The 21,211-nt window shown below is 65.4% G+C and carries 20 protein-coding genes; 11 read left to right on the top strand and 9 right to left on the bottom strand.

What is annotated here, in order from left to right; genetic code table 11:
• Positions 1 to 5 precede the first annotated feature (5 nt).
• From panB to ACODTW_RS04220, 3 genes are all read right to left on the bottom strand, one after another.
• Positions 6 to 830 carry a 3-methyl-2-oxobutanoate hydroxymethyltransferase gene (panB, locus tag ACODTW_RS04210; RefSeq protein ID WP_488944660.1) on the bottom strand — a complete coding sequence of 275 codons (825 nt, stop codon included), beginning with the start codon at positions 828 to 830 and terminating at the stop codon, positions 6 to 8.
• Between the two features lie 88 nt (positions 831 to 918).
• A complete protein-coding gene (locus ACODTW_RS04215) occupies positions 919 to 1,830 on the bottom strand; it encodes an RNA polymerase factor sigma-32 (protein ID WP_488944661.1) in 912 nt (303 codons plus the stop codon).
• Positions 1,831 to 2,018: 188 nt separating this feature from the next.
• Complete coding sequence (locus ACODTW_RS04220) at positions 2,019 to 4,139, bottom strand: protein-disulfide reductase DsbD family protein (protein WP_488944662.1); 2,121 nt, start codon at positions 4,137 to 4,139, stop codon at positions 2,019 to 2,021.
• Positions 4,140 to 4,389: 250 nt separating this feature from the next.
• Between ACODTW_RS04220 and trxB the strand changes: the two genes are divergently transcribed.
• The 3 genes from trxB to ACODTW_RS04235 all read left to right on the top strand — a co-directional run bounded on the left by trxB (position 4,390) and on the right by ACODTW_RS04235 (position 7,070).
• Entirely contained in the window at positions 4,390 to 5,343 is a 954-nt protein-coding gene (trxB, locus tag ACODTW_RS04225; RefSeq protein WP_488944663.1) for a thioredoxin-disulfide reductase, read from the top strand.
• 298 nt (positions 5,344 to 5,641) lie between these two features.
• Complete coding sequence (locus ACODTW_RS04230; RefSeq protein ID WP_488944665.1) at positions 5,642 to 6,553, top strand: LysR family transcriptional regulator; 912 nt, start codon at positions 5,642 to 5,644, stop codon at positions 6,551 to 6,553.
• 280 nt (positions 6,554 to 6,833) lie between these two features.
• Positions 6,834 to 7,070 carry a hypothetical protein gene (locus ACODTW_RS04235; protein ID WP_488944666.1) on the top strand — a complete coding sequence of 79 codons (237 nt, stop codon included), beginning with the start codon at positions 6,834 to 6,836 and terminating at the stop codon, positions 7,068 to 7,070.
• Positions 7,071 to 7,221: 151 nt separating this feature from the next.
• Here ACODTW_RS04235 and ACODTW_RS04240 read toward each other — a convergent pair whose 3' ends face one another.
• Positions 7,222 to 7,797 (bottom strand): hypothetical protein, encoded by a 576-nt coding sequence (locus ACODTW_RS04240; RefSeq protein ID WP_488944668.1) that lies wholly within the window; start codon positions 7,795 to 7,797, stop codon positions 7,222 to 7,224.
• Positions 7,794 to 8,423: a hypothetical protein gene (locus ACODTW_RS04245; RefSeq protein ID WP_488944669.1), complete on the bottom strand. Its 630-nt coding sequence runs from the start codon at positions 8,421 to 8,423 to the stop codon at positions 7,794 to 7,796. The genes ACODTW_RS04240 and ACODTW_RS04245 overlap by 4 nt, the downstream gene beginning before the upstream one ends.
• Before the next feature lie 280 nt (positions 8,424 to 8,703).
• Between ACODTW_RS04245 and ACODTW_RS04250 the strand changes: the two genes are divergently transcribed.
• The 8 genes from ACODTW_RS04250 to ACODTW_RS04285 all read left to right on the top strand — a co-directional run bounded on the left by ACODTW_RS04250 (position 8,704) and on the right by ACODTW_RS04285 (position 16,832).
• Complete coding sequence (locus tag ACODTW_RS04250) at positions 8,704 to 9,126, top strand: VOC family protein (protein WP_488944670.1); 423 nt, start codon at positions 8,704 to 8,706, stop codon at positions 9,124 to 9,126.
• 9 nt (positions 9,127 to 9,135) lie between these two features.
• Positions 9,136 to 9,849 (top strand): ligase-associated DNA damage response endonuclease PdeM, encoded by a 714-nt coding sequence (gene pdeM / locus ACODTW_RS04255; protein WP_488944671.1) that lies wholly within the window; start codon positions 9,136 to 9,138, stop codon positions 9,847 to 9,849.
• A 166-nt stretch (positions 9,850 to 10,015) separates the two neighbouring features.
• A complete protein-coding gene (locus tag ACODTW_RS04260; RefSeq protein ID WP_488944672.1) occupies positions 10,016 to 11,488 on the top strand; it encodes a cryptochrome/photolyase family protein in 1,473 nt (490 codons plus the stop codon).
• Positions 11,489 to 11,505: 17 nt separating this feature from the next.
• On the top strand, positions 11,506 to 12,840 hold the full coding sequence (locus ACODTW_RS04265) for an NAD(P)/FAD-dependent oxidoreductase (RefSeq protein WP_488944673.1): 1,335 nt from the start codon (positions 11,506 to 11,508) through the stop codon (positions 12,838 to 12,840).
• 5 nt (positions 12,841 to 12,845) lie between these two features.
• Complete coding sequence (locus ACODTW_RS04270; RefSeq protein WP_488944674.1) at positions 12,846 to 13,676, top strand: DUF1365 domain-containing protein; 831 nt, start codon at positions 12,846 to 12,848, stop codon at positions 13,674 to 13,676.
• Positions 13,673 to 14,911 carry a class I SAM-dependent methyltransferase gene (locus ACODTW_RS04275; RefSeq protein WP_488944675.1) on the top strand — a complete coding sequence of 413 codons (1,239 nt, stop codon included), beginning with the start codon at positions 13,673 to 13,675 and terminating at the stop codon, positions 14,909 to 14,911. The genes ACODTW_RS04270 and ACODTW_RS04275 overlap by 4 nt, the downstream gene beginning before the upstream one ends.
• A gap of 6 nt (positions 14,912 to 14,917) precedes the next feature.
• A complete protein-coding gene (locus ACODTW_RS04280) occupies positions 14,918 to 16,237 on the top strand; it encodes an MFS transporter (RefSeq protein WP_488944676.1) in 1,320 nt (439 codons plus the stop codon).
• 34 nt (positions 16,238 to 16,271) lie between these two features.
• On the top strand, positions 16,272 to 16,832 hold the full coding sequence (locus ACODTW_RS04285) for a DUF3833 domain-containing protein (RefSeq protein ID WP_488944677.1): 561 nt from the start codon (positions 16,272 to 16,274) through the stop codon (positions 16,830 to 16,832).
• A 30-nt stretch (positions 16,833 to 16,862) separates the two neighbouring features.
• Here the strand turns inward: ACODTW_RS04285 and ACODTW_RS04290 are convergent, their stop codons facing one another.
• The 4 genes from ACODTW_RS04290 to ACODTW_RS04305 all read right to left on the bottom strand — a co-directional run bounded on the left by ACODTW_RS04290 (position 16,863) and on the right by ACODTW_RS04305 (position 21,210).
• Positions 16,863 to 17,648 (bottom strand): GIN domain-containing protein, encoded by a 786-nt coding sequence (locus ACODTW_RS04290; protein WP_488944678.1) that lies wholly within the window; start codon positions 17,646 to 17,648, stop codon positions 16,863 to 16,865.
• 116 nt (positions 17,649 to 17,764) lie between these two features.
• On the bottom strand, positions 17,765 to 18,535 hold the full coding sequence (locus tag ACODTW_RS04295; protein WP_488944679.1) for a GIN domain-containing protein: 771 nt from the start codon (positions 18,533 to 18,535) through the stop codon (positions 17,765 to 17,767).
• A gap of 163 nt (positions 18,536 to 18,698) precedes the next feature.
• Positions 18,699 to 20,834: an NAD-dependent DNA ligase LigA gene (ligA, locus tag ACODTW_RS04300; RefSeq protein ID WP_488944680.1), complete on the bottom strand. Its 2,136-nt coding sequence runs from the start codon at positions 20,832 to 20,834 to the stop codon at positions 18,699 to 18,701.
• A 91-nt stretch (positions 20,835 to 20,925) separates the two neighbouring features.
• On the bottom strand, positions 20,926 to 21,210 hold the full coding sequence (locus ACODTW_RS04305) for a ribbon-helix-helix domain-containing protein (RefSeq protein ID WP_488944682.1): 285 nt from the start codon (positions 21,208 to 21,210) through the stop codon (positions 20,926 to 20,928).
• Position 21,211 lies beyond the last annotated feature (1 nt).

Here is a 21,211-nt window from a genome sequence, read left to right on the forward strand (position 1 = left end):
GCCGCTCATCCCTTGCGGGGGGTGAAAACATGCGCGGCGGCCGGGAAGGCCCGCGACCGCACCTCCGCCGCGTAGTCGGCCGCCGCCGCCGTCACGGCCTCGCCCAATTCAGCATAGCGCTTCACGAATTTGGGCGTGAAGCCGCCGAACAGGCCCAGCATGTCATCCGACACCAGAACCTGTCCGTCACAGGCAGCACTGGCACCGATGCCGATGGTGGTGACGGGCACCTGCTCGGCAATCTGACGGGCCAGCGGTTCCACCACCCCTTCCACCACCAGGGCAAAGGCGCCGGCTTCGGCCACGGCCCGCGCATCCCCAAGTATCTTCTGCTGTTCGGCATCCGACCGGCCACGCGCGCGGTAACCGCCCAGGGCATTGACCGCCTGCGGGGTCAGGCCGACATGCCCCATCACGGGGATGCCACGCCGGACCAGGAAATCAATGGTCTCCGCCATTTCCTCCCCGCCTTCCAGCTTCACCGCCTGCGCACCCGTCTCCGCCAGCACGCGGGCGGCGTTGCGGAAGGCCTGGGCCGGGCTTTCCTGATAGCTGGCCCAGGGCAGGTCGACAATGACGCAGGCCCGCTGTGAGCCACGCACGACAGCCGCACCATGGTTGATCATCATGTCCAGCGTGACGGGCAGCGTGCTGTCCAGCCCGTACAGCACCATGCCCAGGCTGTCGCCGACCAGCAGGCAATCGCAATGCGGGTCCAGCAGCCGGGCCATCGAAACGCTGTAGGCGGTCAGCACCACCACCGGGTCACGGCCCTTACGGGCGGCGATGTCCGGTACGCTGATCCGCTTGATCTGGGTGGTCGCACTCATGGTTTCCCCCTCCCGCGCTGTTTCTTTTGTTGCGCTGCGGCGCAACCCCTACACCAGTTGCGGGGCGAGGTAAATCAGGGGCGCGGAGTCAGGCCATGGCCATGACGCCGGTGCGCCGGCCCAGCGCCATGGGCGGAGGCATGGGCGACGGCGTCTGCGCCTGATCGCGCACGCGGCGCACCACCTTCTTGTAGGCCCCGCTTTCGATCTGGCGGATTCGCTCCTTGCTGACGCCGTACTGCCGGGCCAGGGTCTCCAGCGTCACCGGCTGCTCGGACAGGTTACGGGCCGTGAAGATGTGCCGTTCCCGCTCGCCCAGCTGGGTCAACGCATCGCGCATCAGGGCACGCCTGGCCGACAGCTCGCCCTGCTCCACCAGCATATCCTCGACGCTTTCGCTTTCGTCGGCCAGCAGGTCGATCGCCTCGCTGTCGCCCTCCTCCCCCACGCTGACGTTCAGCGAGCTGACGGGCGTGGCGAAGCGATGCTCCATCTCGCGCACATCCTCCAGACTGGCCCCCAGTTCCTCCGCGACACGCACCGCCTCGGCATCGTTCATGATACGGTCATGGATGCCCAGCCGCCGCTGGGTCTGGCGCAGGTTGAAGAACAGGCGCTTCAGGGTGGCGGTGTTGCCGCCCTTGATCAGGGACCAGTTGTGCAGCACGAAGGACTGCACCTCGGCCCGGATCCACCAGAGGGCATAGGTCGCCAGCCGGAATCCACGGCCAGGATCGAAACGCTGCACAGCCTTCACCAGGCCGATATTGGCTTCCGACACCAGATCGGCGATGGGCAGGCCGGATCGCGCGTAACGCCCGGCCACTTTTACCGCCAGACGCATGTGGCTTTTCACCAGCTGGTCGAATGCACGGCGGTCATGTTTGTCAGCCCAGTCGCGGGCCAGCTGCGCCTCCTGTTCAGGCAGCAGCATCGGATAGCGGTTGGCCTGGGCGGTAAAGGTCCGAAGAAGCTCGGGACTCTCGCTGAAACTGGCCATTGTCTGTCTCCCTGGGCGACCCACACCCGGTAACCGGGGGCACGCCTCCCATCTTAGAATAATTCTAAGATAAGGCGTGGGAGCGGTCCCCGCAAGACGGCCAGGGGTCATATCCGCAAGGACATAGCGGCCCGGCACGCCGGACAATGCTCCAGCTCAGAAAACACCGCATGGCCGGGTTTGCTCCCTCACCCTTTGGGGGTGCCCGTCCCGATCGCGGCCAGGGCGTCCAGCACGATCCCTTCGGTCAGTATCTGTGGCAGGACAACGGGCTCGGCCTGACCGGGCAGATAAAGCAGGTAGAGCGGCACGCCACTGCGCCCGTGGCTTTCCAACACGCGGGCGATGGTGGAATCGCGATTGGTCCAGTCGCCTTTCAGATAGGCAATGCCCTTGTCCGCCATGGCCGCCTTTACGGCGGTGGTGGACAGGGATGTCCGCTCGTTCACCAGACAGGTCACGCACCAGGCAGCGGTGAAATTCACGAAGACGGGCTTGCCCGCCCCCGTCAAGGCCGCCTGCTTTTCCGCCGTCCAGGTTTCGTAGCCCACAGCGGCCTCCGCCTTGGCGGTGCCCGTCGCCGGGGCCGCCAGGGGCGCGGCGTTCAGGACCCCGCCCACTGCACCAGCCAGGGCCAGCAGTGCCACCAGCGTGCCCAGCAAGCGCCCCGTTCCCCGCGACAGCCGGGTCAGTCCGTAAATCCAGGCGGCCAGGGCCAGAGCCACCATGCCGGCCAGCACGGTTGCCAGCGTAGCCGGGCCCGCCTGGATCGACAGCACCCAGACCAGCCAGGCGGCGGATGCGTAAAGCGGGAAGGCCAAAGCCTGCTTCACCCGCTCCATCCACACGCCCGGACGCGGCAGACGGCGCAGCAGCACCGGTGAGAAGGACAGCGCCAGGAACGGCAGCGCCATGCCCAACCCCAGAGCCAGAAACACGCTGATCGCCACAGGCCAGGGCTGGGTGATGGCATAGCCAAGCGCGGTCCCCATGAAGGGCGCCGTGCAGGGCGTGGCGACCACGGTCGCCAGTACACCGGTGAAGAAGCTGCCGGCAAGCCCGTCGCGCCCGGCGAGGCCCTGGCCCACGCCCATGACGCTGTCGCCCAGGGTGAACACGCCCGACAGCGACAGGCCCAGCAGCAGCATGACATAGGCCAGGATGGAAACGACGACCGGGTCCTGAAGCTGGAACCCCCAGCCGATGGCCGCCCCGCCGGCCCGCAGCGCGATCAGCGACCCGGCGACGGCGGCAAAGCACAGCAGAACGCCGGCCGTATAGGCCAAGCCATGCCGACGCGCATGCCTCGGACCATGCTTCATCAGAGCCAGCGCCTTCATGGACAGGACGGGGAAGACGCAGGGCATCAGGTTCAGGATGGCCCCGCCCAGCAGGGCCAGCAGCAGAGCCGACAGCAGTCCCGTCTTCGACGCGCCGCCATCGGCCGGCATGGCCGTCCCCGATGCCGCGGCCGCCTCCACCGCGAAGGCATGGTGTACAGGCTTGCCGTCCAGCATTTCCGTGAAGGTCAGGACCCCTGTGACCGGCCCGGCCGGCAGGGCGCCGCCCGGTGTCAGGGTCAGGCTCAGCCCCTTGGCATCCAACAGCAGGGGCTGTTCGGCATTGCTGGACGCGACCTTGTAATCATGGGGGAAGAAGAAGGCATCGCGGATGCTGCCCTTATCCAGGCCCGGCGCCTCCAGCAGCAGCCTGTGCGCCTTCTCCCCCGCGACCAGCCGGACCGTATAGGGGCTGGGCACGGGAAGGCTGGCGCGGGCGGCGGCGAACAGCGGGGCCGCTTCCGCCGCCGGTGCCGCGGCTGCCACGATCGGCACATCCAGGGCCAAGTCGCCCGATTCGGGAATACAGATATCCTCGCAGACCAGCCAGTCGGCCTTGGCCGTCAGCCGGACACGGCTGCCGACGGGGGCGTCGGCCGGTACCGTCAGGGGCACCAGCAGATGCACCTGATCCTCGTAACCGAAATTGACCAGCGGCCCGATGGGAAAGCGCTTGGGCGCGGGCCAGGTGATGGCGTCGGCCTTCCACCCGGCCGGCAGCGTCCAGGCAATCTCTGTCGGGATGCCGCTGTCGCCGGGATTGATCCAGTAGGTATGCCAGTGCGGCCGGATATTCTGGGTCAGGGCGGCCCAGACGGTCTGGCCCGGCGCCACGCCGGCACTTTCCAGCGTGAGATAGGTCTCCACATTCTCGGTCTGCACGATATTGCTGCGCACGGGCGCGGCCCCTGCGCCGGAAATCGCGGCCAGCAGCAGGACGGACAGCACGGACAGACCCAGAATCTTCATTTCGAAACCATGTTCTCGGGCGGCAACAGCCCCGATATGTAGTGCGCCATCCGTGCCACGGCCAGTCGGCATTTCGGCCGCGTCGCGATTGCGCACCGATATTGCCCGGATCACGCGGTGCGGGTACGGTCGCAACCCCGCCCCGCGCCGCCGGCAACTTGCCGGACCGACGCGGGTGGCCCCATCTTCGGTACCTGAACCAGAAATGCGCCGTCCCCCGGCCGGCACCGCCCCCTTGAAGGAAGCACCCATGGCCACCCACCGTTCCAAGGTCCTGATCATCGGCGCCGGCCCGGCCGGCTATACCGCCGCCATCTACGCCGCCCGCGCCAGCCTGGAACCGGTGCTGGTTCAGGGCATGACGCCGGGCGGCCAGTTGACCATCACCAAGGACGTGGAAAACTACCCCGGCTTCGCCGAGCCGGTGGAAGGCCCCCATCTGATGGAACAGATGCGGGCCCAGGCCGAACGTTACGGTACCAAAATGTTTTACGACATCATCACCGATGTCGATTTCACGCAGCGGCCCTTTGTCTGCAAGGCCGACAGCGGCGATGAATTCGTGGCCGACGCCGTGATCATCGCGACGGGCGCCCAGGCCCGCTGGCTGGGGGTGGAGGGCGAGCAGCAGTTCCAGGGCGCCGGCGTGTCGGCCTGCGCCACCTGCGACGGCTTCTTCTTCCGCGGCAAGGAAGTGGCCGTGATCGGCGGCGGCAATACCGCCCTGGAAGAGGCGCTGTACCTGACCCACCACGCAGCCAAGGTGACCCTGATCCATCGCCGCGACAGCTTCCGTGGCGAACGCATCCTGCAGGAACGCGTGGCCACCCACCCCAAGATTCAGGTGGTCTGGGACAGCGTGGTGGAGGAAATCCTGGGCAAGGGCGGCAGCAGCTTCACCGACCCGCGCGCCGTCACGGGCGTGCGGCTGCGCAATGTAAAGTCCGACGCGGTTTCCGACCTGGCCCTGGACGGCGTGTTCGTCGCCATCGGCCACGACCCCGCCACCAAGGTGTTCAAGGGCAAGGTCCGTATGGATGACGAAGGCTATATCGTCACCGACCCGGACAGCACCCGCACCGACATTCCCGGCGTGTTCGCGGCCGGCGACGTCAAGGACAAGATCTACCGCCAGGCGGTCACCGCCGCAGGCATGGGCTGCATGGCTGCCCTTGAAGTGGAAAAGTTCCTGGCGGGACATTGATTCGACAATCCAGCAAGGATTGGCGATCAAAACAGCAGGGATGGGGACCGGAGTCGGCGGTTCCCAGCCCTGCTGACAACCTTAACCTGGCCGAAATCGACGGCTTCCCTCCCCGAACTGTTGCAAGAACAATACGATAGCTTGCGGTAAATCGACAATTTGGTGACAAGCCCTAGCTTTGGCAGCGGGGCCTGTATATCATCCATGCGTCGAGCGCATTCCGTGTTCGACCAACAGACGGGGCGCCAGGGACGTCTTCCGGCGTTCGGCAGTTGCGCCACTATCTAGGGACGGGTCCATGGACTGGGACAAGCTTCGCGTCTTTCACGCTGTGGCGGAGGCGGGCAGCTTCACGCATGCGGGGGAAACCCTGAACCTCAGCCAGTCGGCGGTCAGCCGGCAGATCAGCGCGCTGGAGGAAAGCCTCCATGTGCCGCTGTTCCATCGCCATGCGCGCGGGCTGATTCTGACGGAACAGGGCGAGTTGCTTTATCGCACAGCGCGTGAAGTTTTCGCCAAGCTCTCGATGACGGAGGCCATGCTCTCCGAATCGAAGGAACATCCGAAGGGCCCGCTGAAGGTCACCACCACCATCGCACTGGGGTCCACCTGGCTGACCCCGCGGGTGAAGGACTTCCTGACCCTGTACCCGGACGTGCAGCTGACCCTGCTGCTGGACGATAATGAGCTGGACCTGTCGATGCGTGAGGCGGATATCGCCATCCGCCTGTCGGCCCCGCGTCAGCCCGACCTGATCCAGCGCCACCTGATGACGGTGCGCGTCCATCTTTATGCCCACAAGTCCTACCTGGAAAAGCGCGGCACCCCCCAGACGGTGGCCGAACTGGACCAGCACGACCTGATCGCCTACCCGAACGAGGCGCGGGCGCCGGTTTCCAACATCAACTGGGCCCTGCATGTCGGCGACCCGCCGGGTGGCGAACGCCACACGGCCCTGCGCGTCAACAGCCTGTACGCCATGTTCCGCGCCGTGCAGTCCGGCCTGGGCATCGCGTCGCTGCCCGACTACGTCGTCGACGGCCAGTCGGACATCGTCCGCGTCCTGCCGGAAGTGTCCGGTCCCCGCATCGACGCCTATTTCGTCTATGCGGAGGAGCTGCGCCACTCGAAGCGTATCGCCGTGTTCCGCGATTTCCTGGTCAAGAAGGTCGCCGAGACCTTCCCCGCGAGCCATGCGCAGAACGCATAACTCAGCTTTGGCTTCACCCCTGGTATAATCAGCCGAGATGCATAAATCTTAGGCCATCGCTGCTGCGACGCAGCAGCGATGTTTCACCCCGATTTACCCGGTCGGGGTTGGGTCCTTGACCCAGCGTCTCCCAGACGTGAAGCCTCCCTGTTCAACTCGGCCGGAAACCCTATGGTTTTCCGGCCGTTTTTTTTGATCATGTGGCAGGCGCAGGCCCAACCGGGAAGGCATGTGTCTTTGCCCATTTCCTTGGCGCCCCCTGCACAGTTAAGCTGCACCCATGGCGATGAATGGAATCAGCAACGGCCGCACCGGCTCCTACACTGCCCCGGCCCCTCCCCCACCGGAGGGATCGCCGGGCAAGCAGTCGGCAGCACCTGCGCCAGCCCCACCGCCGCCGCAGCCGGCCCCGGCTCCCAAGCTGCCGGACAAAAGCCTGCCACCCGTGCCGCCCGTCACGCTGGACCCGATCCAGCCCACGGTGCTGCGCGGCTATCTGCTGGATGTCCGCGTCTGACGCCTGCGCTGACACCAAGTTGTGATGAGTAGAGCTTATCGCAACTTGGTATGGCGGCTACTGCCGCCGCGCCGCGCGTGCGGCGTAAGCCCAAGCCAACCGATGTTGGCGCCGGCGATTGAGGGCATGATAGCACGTCACAGATTCGCGATTACGCGGTCTGCTTCTGCTTGTTGGGATTATGCACGCCGATGGCCGGCGGATCGGACAGATCGCCCTCATGCGGCTTCACGTCAACGATCGTATAGCCATGTTCTTCCGAGAATCGGGTCTGCACCTTGCGGCGGGCCCTGGCCTGATCGGACGCGAAGAAGAAAACATAACGCCCTTCGTCCCACAGCCGCGTGATGTTGGACGGCTCCAGCGTCGATGCCGCCTCCGGCCGGCGCCGGACACAGATGATCCAGCCCGTCTCTGACAGGCCGCGCCGTTCATCCATCACCAGGACACGGCGATCCTCCGACTCCAACTGCTCGATCATGCGCTGAAGATGACCGACGCGATGTGACATGGCCTGGGCTTCCATATCGTCCTGGCCGGCTGTCAGGCGCTGCCCTAGGCTTTCCCGCGCCAGGGCCCGTATTTTCTGGCTGAGCGCAAACTGGCGCCGCCGCAGCTCGATCATCGCCCGTTTGGTTTCCTTGATCGTGCGGTTGGCCTTCAGCACCGTCGGCTTCACCGACAGAAAGACGATCATTACCCCCAGGGCCATGGAGAATATGCTCATACCGCCTCCATCTCCGCTGGGGCATGTGCCGCAGCGCCCGCGTCCGCCCCTTCGCCTTCTTCCCCCTTGGGCGCGGCAACACCGGTCAGGGGTTGGGCAAAGACGGCCTTGAAGCCGGATGCCTTGGGATAGACCCTTTCGAACTCCGCCCGGGCTTCCTCCGGACCGCGGGCCCAGACATGCACGGGACAGGGCTGAGCCCAGCTGCTGTCAAAGAACGGGTGCTTTTCCCCACGCTTGACCTGATGCGACACCGATGTGTTCAGCACCAGGAATTCATAGGGCTTGTTGGGGAATTGCTCCGCCCCGATCATGCGCACGAAGCGATGGGGGCAGTTCTCCAGCTCCCGCACGCGGGCCTTCAACATCTTTTCCTGCCGTTCCGCGCCGAACAACTGCGACGCGGCCCCGGCAGCAAGGTTCTTGCGGGCTTCCACCCGGTTTGACAGCCCGGTGACGATACGCGCATAGCGGGCCAGACGGGTCCGCAACATGTCCTCACCCGCCTGGACGCGCATGACCTTGGAAATGATATGGGACCCGATAGAGACAACCAGATTCACCCCGACCGCCGCGAGGAACGTGACCACAGCAAATTGGACCAGCGCGATGATATTGGTCAGCACCTGGGGCCCCGGGGAAAATTAACAGCTTAATATTGTAGTGAAGTTTTCAAACATGTGAAAGAGGGCAATATAAGCGGCAGAAATTGTTTGCCCGGGGCGGTGCCAATTCAGTGATCCCGAGCGAATGCGCTAATGCTTGTGGAAAATAGTGCCAGACGACCATAGGTCTTGTATTCGCGAGAGCACAGGGCCAATGCCGCGACGCAACAGGACGGGTCGCACTTGCCCTTTGCAGCGCATTATGGGCCAATGGTTCTCTCCTTTTGCCGGGATGGTCGACATGGAACAGCGCATCTCCCTGGTCACATTGCGGGTGGCGGATGTCGCCCGTTCGCGCGCCTTCTATGAAGGGCTGGGCTGGCAGGCCGGCAGTGCCAGCCAGCCCGGTTTCGCCGTCTTCCAGGCGGGTGGGATGGCGCTGGCCCTGCTGGATGCGGCCGGATGGGACCGGGAAGTGGCAGCGGATGCCGGAAAGGTGCCGCCCGGCCCGACCATGCTGGCCCATAATGTACGCAGCCGGGCCGACGTCGATCGACTTGTCTCCTTCGCACTGACCCAGGGCGGGCGGCTGGTGCGCGCACCGGCGGAACAGTTCTGGGGCGGCTATAGTGGCCTGTTCGCCGACCCCGACGGGCATTACTGGGAAATCGCCCACAACCCGTCCTGGCCGCTGGCCGAGGATGGCGGCCTGACACTGGATTGAGATCCGGGCATGGACATCCTCTTGAACGGCGCCGCCCTGCGCGCCGACGCATCGGGCGCCCTGTTCTGGCCCACACGCGGCTGGCTGATGCTGGCCGACCTGCATCTGGAAAAAGGGTCGGCCTTTGCCCGGCACGGACAATTCCTGCCCCCTTATGATACGGCCGCCACCCTGGCACGGGTGGAGTCCCTGTGCGCACAATGGCGGCCGGCCCGCGTAATCTGCCTGGGCGACAGTTTCCATGACCGCGATGCCGCGTCGCGCGTATCGGACAGCGACGGCAGGCGCATCGCGGCGCTGACGCGGGACCATGACTGGATCTGGATTGCCGGCAACCATGACCCGGCCCCGCCGCCCGGCTGGGGGGGGACGGTGGTGAGCGAGGAGTTGCGGGAAGGTCCGCTGGTCCTCCGGCACGAAGCCGTAAAGAACCCGGCCCAGGCCGCCGGTGAATTGTCAGGGCATTACCATCCGAAGGCGGCGGCCATTGTGCGCGGCAAGCGCATTAGCGCCCGCTGCTTCGCAGGCGACGGGCAAAGGTTGATCCTGCCAGCCTTCGGCGCCTATGCGGGAGGATTGAACGTGCTGGCGCCGGCCGTTGCAGGGCTGCTGCGCAATCCATTCCAGGTCTGGATGCTGGGCACAGGCCGGCTGTTCCCCCTGCCGTCCACGCGGCTGGCGGCCGATGCCGCTACGCGACGCGACATGGCTCTGCGCGGCTGATCTGGCGGCCACCCGTCAACCCGGCCTGGACCGTGCGGCCGGACCGTCAAGCGTCAAACATCTGAAATATATCCGCATCGGGATAGCGTGTGCGGTGATCCAACCCGGCCGCCTGCGCGTATCATCATCAGATCGCCCCTTAGACAACCCGCACATATCGCCGCCGATGCAAGACCAAGCACCGATCATCGTCTGGTTCCGTCAGGATTTGCGCCTAGCCGACAATCCGGCCCTGGCCCGCGCGGTCGCGTCCGGCCGACCCGTGCTGCCCGTCTTTGTGCTGGACGATGTCACGCCCGGCGCGTGGAAAGGCGGTGGCGCCAGCCGCTGGTGGCTGCATCACAGCCTGGCGCACCTGTCGGCCGATCTGACCCGGCTGGGCTGCCCCCTGTTGCTGCTGCGTGGCCCGGCGGACGTGGTCCTGGCCGATCTGGCGACCCGGACCGGCGCGGCCGAGATTGTCTGGAACCGCTGTTACGAGCCGTTCGCCGTCCAGTGCGAATCGCGCCTGAAGGTAGCCGTGAAGGGTCGCGTGGAGGTGGCCAGCTTCAATGGCTCCCTGCTGAACGAGCCATGGCAGGTACTGACCGGACAAGGCTCGCCCTATAAGGTTTTCACCCCCTATTGGCGGGCGGCCCTGGCCGTGACGGCCCCGCCCCAGCCCCTGCCCGCGCCCAGCAGCCTGCGCCCCTGCGCGGACCGGCCGGCCGGCGATGACCTGGCGGATTGGGGTCTGCTGCCGACGCGGCCGGATTGGGCTGGTCCGTTCCGCGCGGCCTGGGCCGATGGTGCGCGTGTGGGAGAGGTCGCAGCTGCCGCCCGCCTGACAACCTTCCTGTCCAGCGGGGCCGCCAACTATGCCGCCGGCCGCGATGTGCCCGGCATCGACGGCACCTCCCGCCTGTCGCCGCATCTGCATTTCGGAGAAATCTCCCCCCGGCAGGTCTGGCACGCGGCCCGGATGGCGGCGGCAGCAGGACCGGAGGGGTTCAAGGCCCAGATCGACAGCTTCCTGCGGGAAATCGGCTGGCGGGAATTCTGCTATTCCCTACTCTACCATTTCCCAACCCTGCCCGAACAGCCGTTGAACCCGGCCTTCGAAACCTTCCCCTGGGGTAGCGATCCCGCCGCCCTGTCGGCTTGGCAACGCGGCCGCACCGGCTATCCCATCGTCGATGCCGGCATGCGGCAGCTGTGGGCCACGGGCTGGATGCATAATCGCGTACGCATGATCGTCGGGTCCCTGCTGGTCAAGCATCTGTTGCTGCCCTGGCAGGCCGGGCAGGACTGGTTCTGGGACACGCTGGTCGATGCCGATCTGGCCAACAATGCCGCCGGCTGGCAATGGATCGGCGGCTGTGGGGCCGATGCCGCCCCCTATTTCCGGGTTTTCAATCCCATGACCCAGGGGGAGAAATTCGACCCCGACGGGCGCTATGTCCGGCACTGGGTACCTGAACTGAAACAGTTGCCGGACAAATATATCCATGCACCCTGGACGGCGCCGCCCCTGGTGCTGCGGGGTGCCGGGGTGGTGCTGGGCAGCACCTATCCCGCCCCCATCATCGACAATGCGCTGGGCCGCCAGCGCGCATTGGACGCGTTCGCCGCCATGCGCGCGGCGGCTGAACCGAATTGAAGGAAGGACGTTCTGGGATGAAAATCGCGGTCATCGGTGCCGGCATCTCCGGTCTCAGCGCCGCCTGGCTGTTGAACCGGCACGGCCATGATGTCACCTTGTTCGAACAGAATGACTATCTGGGCGGCCATTCCAACACGGTGGATGTGCCCGGCCCCGATGGGAAGATGACGCCCGTCGATACGGGCTTCATCGTCTTCAACCAGGCCACATATCCCAACCTGCTGGCCCTGTTCGCCCATCTGGGCGTGCCGGCCATGCCCTGCACCATGAGCTTTGCCGTGTCGCTGGACCGCGGCAAGCTGGAATATTCGGGCAGCAACCTGGCCGGCATGTTCGCGCAGAAGCGCAACATCCTGTCGCCCACCTATCACCTGATGCTGCGCGACATCGTCCGCTTCTATCGCGAGGCGCCGAAGCTACTGCGCGACCCATCGGCCATCGGCATGACGTTGGGCGAATATCTGGATGCCGGGCGCTATGGCCACCGCTTCATCTATGACCATCTGCTGCCCATGGGGGCGGCCATCTGGTCATCGACCATTTCAGAGATGCTGTCCTTCCCGGCGCACAGCTTCATCCGCTTCTTCCAGAACCATGGCCTGATGAAGATCAAGAACCGCCCGCAATGGTACAGCGTCAAGGGTGGCAGCCGCACCTATGTCCGGGTGCTGGCCGAAACGCTGGCCGGGCGCTTCCATACCGACCGCGCCATCATTGCCCTGCGCCGGACGCCCACCGGCGTCATCCTGCGCGATACGGAAGGGGCGGAACTGACCTTCGACCAGGTCATCATCGGCGCCCATGCCGATCAGGCCCTGACCATGCTGACCGACGCTGACGAGGAGGAAAAGCGCATCCTGGGCGCCTTCCGCTATCAGTTGAACCGCGCCCACCTGCACCGCGATCCGGCCCTGATGCCCAAGCGGCCCAAGGCCTGGTCAGCCTGGAACTATCTGGCCCACAGCACCCGCGACCGCAATGCCAAGGTGGCCGTCACCTATTGGATGAACGAGCTGCAGGGCATCGATCCGTCGAACCCGCTGTTCGTGACCCTGAACCCCATCCAACCGCCGCGCCCGGAATACCGGATCAAGGAATTCATCTACGATCACCCGATGTTCGACGCCGCCGCCATCCGCGCCCAGGGCGAGGTCGGGCGCATCCAGGGTGTGCGCCGCACCTGGTTCTGCGGCGCCTATCTGGGCTATGGCTTCCATGAGGATGGGCTGTCCGCCGGGCTGGCCGTGGCAGAGGCGCTGGGCGCCAAGCGTCCGTGGAGCGTCACCGACGCCTCCCCCGCCGGACGCAATGCCAAGCCACTGAAGCCCTTCAAGGCGGCCGCGGAGTGACCGTCATGGACATGGACGATGCCGGTACAGGTCACGCGCTTTACCTCTGCCGGGTCTTCCATGCGCGCTTCCGGCCCTTTCGGCACCAGTTCAGCTATGGCGTCTACTCGCTGCTGCTGGACCTGGACCGGCTGGACCGGTTGCCATGGCCATTGACGCATAATCGGCCGGGCCTGCTGTCCGTGCAGGACCGGGACCATGGACGGCGCGATGGCAGCGCCCTGCGCCCCTGGGTGGAGGGGGTGCTGGCAGAAAAGGGCGTGCATCTGGACGGGGGCGCCATCCGCCTGTTCTGCTTTCCCCGCGTGCTGGGCTACGCCTTCAACCCGCTGTCGATCTATTTCTGTCAAGGGCCCGATCGGGCGCTGCGCGCCATCATTTACGAGGTGAAGAACACCTTCGGTGACCAGCATTGCTATGTCGTGCCCACGCCGGAGGGGCTTTCGGCAACGGGGGAAGTTCTGCATGGCCATGCCAAGGAATTCCACGTCTCCCCCTTCTTCGCCATCGACGGCGCCTATCGTTTCCGACTGTCGCCGCCCGGTGACAGCATCGCAATCGATATCCGCTATGGCGATGCCGACGGCGACCTGCTGGTCGCCACGCAGACGGGCCGGCGCGTGGCCCTGACCACACGCTCCCTGATGTCCGCTATCGCCCGCCATCCGCTGGTCACCCTGAAGGTGATCGCCGGCATCCATTGGGAGGCGCTGAAGCTGTGGCGCAAGGGCGCCCGGTTTCATCGCCGGCCCGATCCGCCCGTGCGGCGGAACCCGCTTGCCGAAACGACGCCCCGATCCATCTCAACCACCGCCCAGACAATGGTGGAGCCATGACCGAACAGACCGAAAGCCATCTCCTCGGCCTCAGCCAGGACGCCACCCGCTACCGGCCGTCGCGCATGATGCGCCTGCTGCTGTCGCTAGCCCCGTCCATCCGGATCGGCTCCGTCACCATCGTGCTGCCCGATGGGCGCAGCCACCGTTTCGACGGATCGGAAACTGGACCGCATGGCGTGCTATATGTGCGCAACGACCGGCTGGCCCGGCGTATGCTGCTGGGCGGCAAGCTGGGCTTCTGCGAAAGCTATCTGGAAGGGGACTGGACCAGCCCCGATGTCCCCGCCCTGTTCGAAATGGCCCTGCGCAACGAGGCGGAGCTGGACCGTGCTATGAACGGCAAGGCCTGGGTCAGGGCGCTGAATTTCCTGCTGCACGCGGCCAAGCCCAACACCAAGGGCGGGTCGAAGCGCAACATCGCCTATCATTATGATCTGGGGAACAGCTTCTACGACCGCTGGCTGGACCCCAGCATGACCTATTCCTCGGCCGTCTATGCCGATCTGGCGCAGCCGGAAGACCTGACAGCGGCACAGATGCGGAAATACGAGGCCATCGCCCGTCGCCTGGACCTGAAGCCGGGCCAGCATGTGCTGGAAATCGGCTGCGGCTGGGGCGGGTTTGCCGAATATGCGGCCAAGGTGGTGGGTGCCCGCGTCACGGGCGTGACCATCAGCCGGGCCCAACATGACTACGCCGTCGCCCGCATGGCGCGCGCCGGCCTGTCGGACCGGGTGGATATCCGCTTGCAGGATTACCGCGACATCCGCGAACAGTTCGACGCCGTCGCCAGCATCGAGATGTTCGAGGCGGTGGGCGAACGCTATTGGCCCACCTTCTTCAATGCCGTGCGCGACCGGCTGAAGCCGGGCGCCAAGGCTACCTTGCAGATCATCACCATCGGCGAGGACCATTTCGAGGGCTATCGCAAGGGCGCCGACTATATCCAGCGCTACATCTTCCCCGGCGGCATGCTGCCTAGCCCGACGCGCCTGAAGGCGGAAGTGGAAGGCGCAGGCCTGCGTTTCGACAGCACCGACAGCTATGGCCTGCACTACGCCCGCACCCTGGCGGAATGGCAGGAACGGTTCCAGGCGGCCTGGCCGGAGCTGCAAAGCCAGGGGTTCGACACGCGGTTCAAACGCATGTGGGAACAATATCTCTGGTACTGCCAGGCGGGGTTCAGCGTCGGCACCATCGACGTGGTGCATGTGGGCATTTCGCGTGGGTAACATCCCATGCCGTTACTGAGGCGACAGCTTCTGGCCTATGGGCTGCCGGCCCTGCCGCTGGCCATGCTGCTGCTGCCCACCTACATCTATATGCCGTCCGTCTATGCCCAGGCCGGGGTTCCCCTGGCTTCCATCGGGCTGGTCCTGCTGCTGTCCCGGCTGTGGGACGGGGTGACGGATCCGCTGGTGGGGATGCTGTCCGACCGCACGCGCAGCCGTTTCGGCCGACGCAAGCCCTGGATTGCCGCCGGCCTGCCCCTGACGCTTCTGTCGCTGTGGTTCCTGCTGGTGCCGGGCTCGACGGCGACGGCAACGCATCTGCTGGTCTGGAGTTTCGCCCTGTTCCTGGGCTGGACCATGATGATCGTGCCGCTGACGGCCTGGGGCGCCGAATTGTCGGGCGATTATCATGAACGCACACGCATCGCCAGCTATCGAGAGGCGGCGGGAGTTGTCGGCACCGTCCTGGCCCTGACCCTGCCCTTTGCGGCCGGGTTGGGGGCCGCGGGCCAGGAGGCGGGTGCCCTGCGCCTGCTGGCGCTGGCGATCCTGGTGGTCTTGCCCCTTTTCACAGTGTCGGCGCTTTGGCTGGTGCCGGAACCGTCGGCACCGATCACCGCGCGTCCCCTGTCCGGACGCCGCGGGCTGCGGATCATTTTGGCAAACGGGGCTTTCCGGAAACTGATCCTGGCCTATGTCATCAATGGCATGGCGAACGGCCTGCCGGCGCAACTGTTCCTCTTCTTCGCCCAGCATCGATTGCAGGCGGGGGAACAGGCCGGACTGCTGCTGCTCTGCTATTTCACATCAGGTCTGGTGGCGGTGCCGCTGTGGTTGGGATTAAGCGCGAAATACGGCAAGCATGTCGTCTGGCGCTGGGCGATGGTGTGGAACATCGCCTGGTTTCTGCCCGTGCCCCTGCTGGGACCCGGCGATGCAGACTGGTTCCTGTTGGTCTGCGTGATGACAGGTTTGTCGCTGGGTGCGGACCTGATCCTGCCTTCTTCCATGCAGGCCGACGTCGTGGATCTGGATACGGCCCGCACAGGCCGATCGCGGGCCGGTCTGTTCTTCGCCTTCTGGGGATTGGCGACAAAGCTGGCGACAGCCTTGGCGGCCCTGGGCCTGACGCTGGCGGGCCTGTTCGGTTTCGACCCCGTCACGGGCGGCACGGAACAGGGGCAGACAGCACTTCTGCTGCTCTATGCGGGCGCGCCGGTGGTGCTGAAGCTGGTTGCCGTCGGCTTGCTCTGGCACTGGCCATTGACGGTGGAGCGGCAGGCGGCCCTGCGCGAACGCATCGAAGGGCGCCGGTCCCGCGCCTGACTGCCCACCCCCTCCCCCTGTCGTGGAGACCGGAATGTTCCGTCGTCTTTTCCTTCTGGCCGGCTTTTGCCTGGCCCTTGCCGGGTGCAGCAACATGAAACCCGAACAATTCGCCAATCAACAGCCCGCCCTGGCCCTGGAGGATTATTTCCAGGGACATACCCGCGCCTATGGGCTGGTGGAAGACCGGTTCGGCAATGTGAAGCGCCGCTTCACCGTCGATATCAAGGGGGACTGGGACGGCAAGGTCCTGACCCTGACCGAGGATTTCCTCTGGAACGACGGGGAGGTGGAACAGCGCATCTGGCACCTGACCCGTCAGGGCCCCAATGACTGGGAAGGCACCACGGCGGACGCCATCGGCACGGCCAAGGGCCGGCTGTTCGGCAATGCCTATAACATGGTCTATGATTTCAATTTGAAGATGGATGACAGCCGGCTGAAGGTGCGGTTCGACGACTGGATGTTCCTGATGCCGGACGGGGTGCTGTTGAACCGGGCCACCATGTCCAAGTTCGGGGTGCATCTGGCGACCGTCACCATCGCCTTCCGCAAGGACCCGCCCCTCCAGGCCGCCGCCCGCGCCGCCGAGTGATCAACGGCGCTGGGCAACCAGCCTGCCCCGTCACACCTTCTTGCCGTTGATCTTCACACTGGCCAGGCCGGAACTGTCAATATGGCGTTCCCTGGCCTCGCCTTCGAAGCTGACGGCACCCATGCCCGACACGCTGACATCCAGCCGATCAGCATCGCCGCCTTTCAGGGAAACGTCGCCGACACCGCTGACCCGCACCGAGACGGGTCCACGAACGCCGGCGACGTCCACGTCACCAAAGCCGGTGATGCGGATATCGGCCCCCTGTCGCACGGTTCCGATATCCACATTGCCGGCCCCGGCAATGGCAAGCTTCAAACTGCCGGCAATGTCACCGGTTTCGATATCGGCGGCACCGGCCACATCGATATCGGCACTGTGCAGTTGACCCGTATGCAGATCGACCGCCGCCTTGATCTTCGCCGTCAGCGGCGCATCCAGATCGCCCGCATCGAACTTCCCGATCATGTCATCAATATGGACGGGTGTGCCCTTGGGCAGCACGATGGTGATGACGACGTCATTGTCCTTCAGCTTCCAGTCGCGCTTTTCCTTTTCCGCCGGCTTGGCGCGGGCGACCAGCACCCCGCCATCCTGGACCTTGGCCGACAGCAGCGGGAATTCCCGGTCGGTGGCATCGATGGTGACGGCGATATCCTTGGCGGACGGGTCGACGCTGACCTTCACCTCGCCGATGACATCATGGATGGTCAGCTTCGATGCGTTGAAATGCTGCGGGCCGCTGGTTTCGGCAAAGACCGGGGTGGCCAGGGCAAAGGCCAGGATGGCACCGGACAACAGCAGGGATTTATGCATGGGATGCCTCTGAAGCAAGGGTCCAGGCAGGCAAGCCGGGGGCGTCTTCCCCGCCGCACAGGCGGGGAACCGCGTTCAACCGATCAAGCCGCCAGATACAGGGGGAAAGGGATTGCTCAGCCGGCCTTGCCGGTGATGCGGACCTTGCCGGAGCCGGATTGTTCGATGCTCTGGTTCTTGGCCACACCATCCATCAGCACAGAACCCGAACCGTTGATTTCCACGGCCAGCGGATCGGCCACACCGCCATGGATGCTGATGTCGCCGGACCCGTTGATCTCGGCATTGACGGCGCCATTGGCATGGGCGACATCGATCTCGCCCGATCCGTTGATTTCGAACTCCGCCTTGCCGGCGGTGCGCCCGGACTTGACCGAGCCGCTGCCATTGATCTCGAAATTCACGTCGCGGTCGACATCACCCAGGGTGACATCACCGGATCCGTCGATGCTGATGACAGCCGTGGTGACACGCCCCACATTCAGCTTGCCCGACGACATGCCATCGACGGACAGGGCACCGCGCAGATCGCCCACCGTGCCCTCACCGGAGAAATCGTCGATATCCAGCTTCGTGCCGGCGGGAACGGTCAGTTGCACCGTCACCCAGTCATCCTGGTCGCGCCAGAAGCGTTCCCGCGGGTGATCTTTCTGCACGATGCGCAGATCGTCACCGTCCAGTTTGACGGTGACCGTGTCCAGCCAGCGCGACGGGCCGCTGACGCTGGCGGTCACCTTGGATGCGCTGGCGTCGACCTTGACCTCCAGGCGCCCGACCAGCCCCTCGACGGAGACCTCCCGCGCGTTGAAATCCTGCGGACCGAAGGCCAGCGCCGGCAGCGCGGTCAGGGTCAGGGCGGTGGCGAACAGGATGGCGTTCAGCTTCATTTGTCGGGCTCCCCGTGGGCTCGGTATGGTTGCCCCTGTTACAGCAACCACCGTGCCAAGACGGGAAAGCGCGGATTTCCAAGGGGGCATCCTTGACGCCCTGGCAGAAACGGCGATGAAGTGGCGGGATCGGCGATTATGCAATGGCCGATCCCGCCACCCGTCATCCGGCGATCAGCGCCGCCCATTCTTCTTCCGACAGGATGGTCACGCCCAGTTCCTGGGCCTTGGCGGCCTTGGATCCGGCATCGGCGCCGACAATGACATAGTCGGTCTTGGCACTGACCGAGCCGGCGACCTTGGCGCCCAGCGCCTCCGCCTTGGCCTTGGCTTCTGACCGGCCCATGGTGACCAGGGTGCCGGTGAAGACCACGGTCTTGCCCGCCACAGGCGAGGTCGCAGCGGCGGCCGGCGGCACATATTCCTCCGGCTTCACCTGCACCAGCAGGGCCGCCAGCGCATCCAGATTATGCTGTTCCAGGAAGAAATCGATCAGGTCGTCGGCCACGCCCATGCCGATCTGTTCGATCGCGCACAGTTCGGCATAGGCCTCGCCCACCAGTTCGGGCTTCTTCTCCTCACGCTTCCCTGCACGCTCGGCCGCCGCCTGCACCATGCGGGCCTGCCAGGTTTCCACATTGCGGTAGGCGCGGGCCAGCAGCTTGGCCGTCGCCTCCCCGATCTGACGGATGCCGAGTGCGAAGATGAAGCGGTCCAGCGCGATGGTGCGGCGCGCCGCGATGGCGGCGAACAGCTTTTCCACCGACTTCTTGCCGAAGCCGGTCATGCTGATCAGCCGGTCGATGCGCTGTTCCTCCCGCGCTTCCAGGGTGAAGATATCGGCCGGCTGCTTGATGCGCCCCTGCTCGAAGAAAAGCTGGATACGCTCCATGCCCAGCCCTTCAATGTCGAAGGCATTGCGCGACACGAAATGGCGCAGGCGCTCCACGGCCTGGGCCGGGCAGATCAGGCCGCCGGTGCAACGGGTGATGACCTCCCCCTCCTCCCGCACGGCGATGGAGCCGCATTCGGGGCAATGGTCGGGGAAGGCGAAGGGCACGGCCGTATCCGGCCGCTTGTCGGGCACAAAGCCCACGATCTGCGGGATGACGTCGCCAGCGCGCTGCACGATGACCATATCGCCGACGCGGATATCCTTGCGCTCGATCTCGTCCTTGTTATGCAGGGTGGCGCGGCTGACGACCACGCCGCCGACATTCACCGGTTCCAGTTCCGCCACAGGCGTCAGGGCGCCGGTGCGGCCGACCTGGATGCTGATGGCGTTCAGGCGCGTCGTCGCCTGTTCGGCCGGGTATTTATGCGCCGTCGCCCAGCGCGGGGAACGGGAGATGAAGCCCAGCCGTTCCTGCAGGGCGAGGCTGTCCACCTTGTAGACCACACCGTCGATGTCAAACGGCAGGTCCGGCCGCTTCTGGCCGATCTCCCGATAATAATCCAGCAATTCGCCTGCGTCGATGCAGCGGCGCGACGGGGTGGACAGGGTGAAGCCGAAATCTTCCAGCCGCTGCCGGCTGTCCCACTGCGTCGGGCCCAGCGGTTCGGACAAGGCCCCCCAGGCATAGGCGAAGAAACGGAGCGGACGGGCGGCCGTGACGCTGCTGTCCAGCTGGCGCAGGCTGCCGGCAGCGGCGTTGCGCGGATTGGCGAAAATCTTGTCGCCTTTGTCCGCCTGGGTCTGATTCAGGGTCAGGAAGTCGGCGCGGGTCATATAGACCTCGCCCCGCACTTCAACCAGATCGGGCGCGGCACCGTTCAGCCGGTGCGGGATATCACGGATGGTGCGGACACTGGCCGTCACATCCTCCCCCTCCGCCCCGTCGCCGCGCGTGGCCGCCTGGGCCAGCACGCCCTTTTCATAGCGCAGGGACAGCGACAGCCCGTCGATCTTGGGCTCCGCCACGAAGGTCACGGGCGCATCGTCGGCCAGGTTCAGGAAGCGGCGGATGCGGCCGACAAAGTCGGTGACGTCCGCATCCTCGAATGCGTTGGCCAGCGACAGCATGGGCACGGCATGCTTGACCTTGCCGAAGCCGGCACCGGGGGCCGCCCCCACCGTCTGGGTGGGGCTGTCCTCCGTGATCAGTTCGGGAAACCGCGCCTCCAGCGCGGCCAGACGTTGTTCCAGCTTGTCATAGTCCGCGTCCGACAAGGCGGGTGCGGCCTTGTTGTAATAAAGCTCGCGGTGATGCCGGATTTCCGCCACCAGGGCTTCATGCTCGGCACTGGCCTGTTCCAGCGACAGATCATCGATGGCGGTCAGGTGATGGGGGGACGGCATCTGCGAAGGCTCTCTGGCGAAGGGACGGCGAATGCCGTTTTACGAGAGCGTGAACAGGCAGGCAACCGCCGTCGGCGATCTGATGATGGCATCAGCACGGCAACAGGTTTGCCGGTTCCATGTCGCGCAGAGTGTCGGGTGTGGCGGCCCCCTGGAAATAAGCCAGGGCGAACAGGTCCAGTTCCAGCGAAAGGTTGCGACGGCCCATGCGGCGCGCCACCTTGGCCACCAGATCCTCCAGCACCACACCTTCACGCTGACAGATGTCGGCCAGCGCGTCCCAGCATTCCTCACTGACGCATGCGGACAATTCACGGCCGTCGACCATGAATACCCGCCGTTCCAGCCGGTAGGACAGCTGATCCAGAATGCGCATC

It is taken from the genome of Niveispirillum sp. FG148 (assembly GCF_057809655.1).

What these genes read in the sequence shown, in the direction of transcription:
- panB (WP_488944660.1), bottom strand. Translation starts at nt 830, where the DNA reads ATGAGTGCGACCACCCAGATCAAGCGGATCAGCGTACCGGACATCGCC.
- ACODTW_RS04215 (WP_488944661.1), bottom strand. Translation starts at nt 1,830, where the DNA reads ATGGCCAGTTTCAGCGAGAGTCCCGAGCTTCTTCGGACCTTTACCGCC.
- ACODTW_RS04220 (WP_488944662.1), bottom strand. Translation starts at nt 4,139, where the DNA reads ATGAAGATTCTGGGTCTGTCCGTGCTGTCCGTCCTGCTGCTGGCCGCG.
- trxB (WP_488944663.1), top strand. Translation starts at nt 4,390, where the DNA reads ATGGCCACCCACCGTTCCAAGGTCCTGATCATCGGCGCCGGCCCGGCC.
- ACODTW_RS04230 (WP_488944665.1), top strand. Translation starts at nt 5,642, where the DNA reads ATGGACTGGGACAAGCTTCGCGTCTTTCACGCTGTGGCGGAGGCGGGC.
- ACODTW_RS04235 (WP_488944666.1), top strand. Translation starts at nt 6,834, where the DNA reads ATGGCGATGAATGGAATCAGCAACGGCCGCACCGGCTCCTACACTGCC.
- ACODTW_RS04240 (WP_488944668.1), bottom strand. Translation starts at nt 7,797, where the DNA reads ATGAGCATATTCTCCATGGCCCTGGGGGTAATGATCGTCTTTCTGTCG.
- ACODTW_RS04250 (WP_488944670.1), top strand. Translation starts at nt 8,704, where the DNA reads ATGGAACAGCGCATCTCCCTGGTCACATTGCGGGTGGCGGATGTCGCC.
- pdeM (WP_488944671.1), top strand. Translation starts at nt 9,136, where the DNA reads ATGGACATCCTCTTGAACGGCGCCGCCCTGCGCGCCGACGCATCGGGC.
- ACODTW_RS04260 (WP_488944672.1), top strand. Translation starts at nt 10,016, where the DNA reads ATGCAAGACCAAGCACCGATCATCGTCTGGTTCCGTCAGGATTTGCGC.
- ACODTW_RS04265 (WP_488944673.1), top strand. Translation starts at nt 11,506, where the DNA reads ATGAAAATCGCGGTCATCGGTGCCGGCATCTCCGGTCTCAGCGCCGCC.
- ACODTW_RS04270 (WP_488944674.1), top strand. Translation starts at nt 12,846, where the DNA reads ATGGACATGGACGATGCCGGTACAGGTCACGCGCTTTACCTCTGCCGG.
- ACODTW_RS04275 (WP_488944675.1), top strand. Translation starts at nt 13,673, where the DNA reads ATGACCGAACAGACCGAAAGCCATCTCCTCGGCCTCAGCCAGGACGCC.
- ACODTW_RS04280 (WP_488944676.1), top strand. Translation starts at nt 14,918, where the DNA reads ATGCCGTTACTGAGGCGACAGCTTCTGGCCTATGGGCTGCCGGCCCTG.
- ACODTW_RS04285 (WP_488944677.1), top strand. Translation starts at nt 16,272, where the DNA reads ATGTTCCGTCGTCTTTTCCTTCTGGCCGGCTTTTGCCTGGCCCTTGCC.
- ACODTW_RS04290 (WP_488944678.1), bottom strand. Translation starts at nt 17,648, where the DNA reads ATGCATAAATCCCTGCTGTTGTCCGGTGCCATCCTGGCCTTTGCCCTG.
- ACODTW_RS04295 (WP_488944679.1), bottom strand. Translation starts at nt 18,535, where the DNA reads ATGAAGCTGAACGCCATCCTGTTCGCCACCGCCCTGACCCTGACCGCG.
- ligA (WP_488944680.1), bottom strand. Translation starts at nt 20,834, where the DNA reads ATGCCGTCCCCCCATCACCTGACCGCCATCGATGATCTGTCGCTGGAA.
- ACODTW_RS04305 (WP_488944682.1), bottom strand. Translation starts at nt 21,210, where the DNA reads ATGCGCATTCTGGATCAGCTGTCCTACCGGCTGGAACGGCGGGTATTC.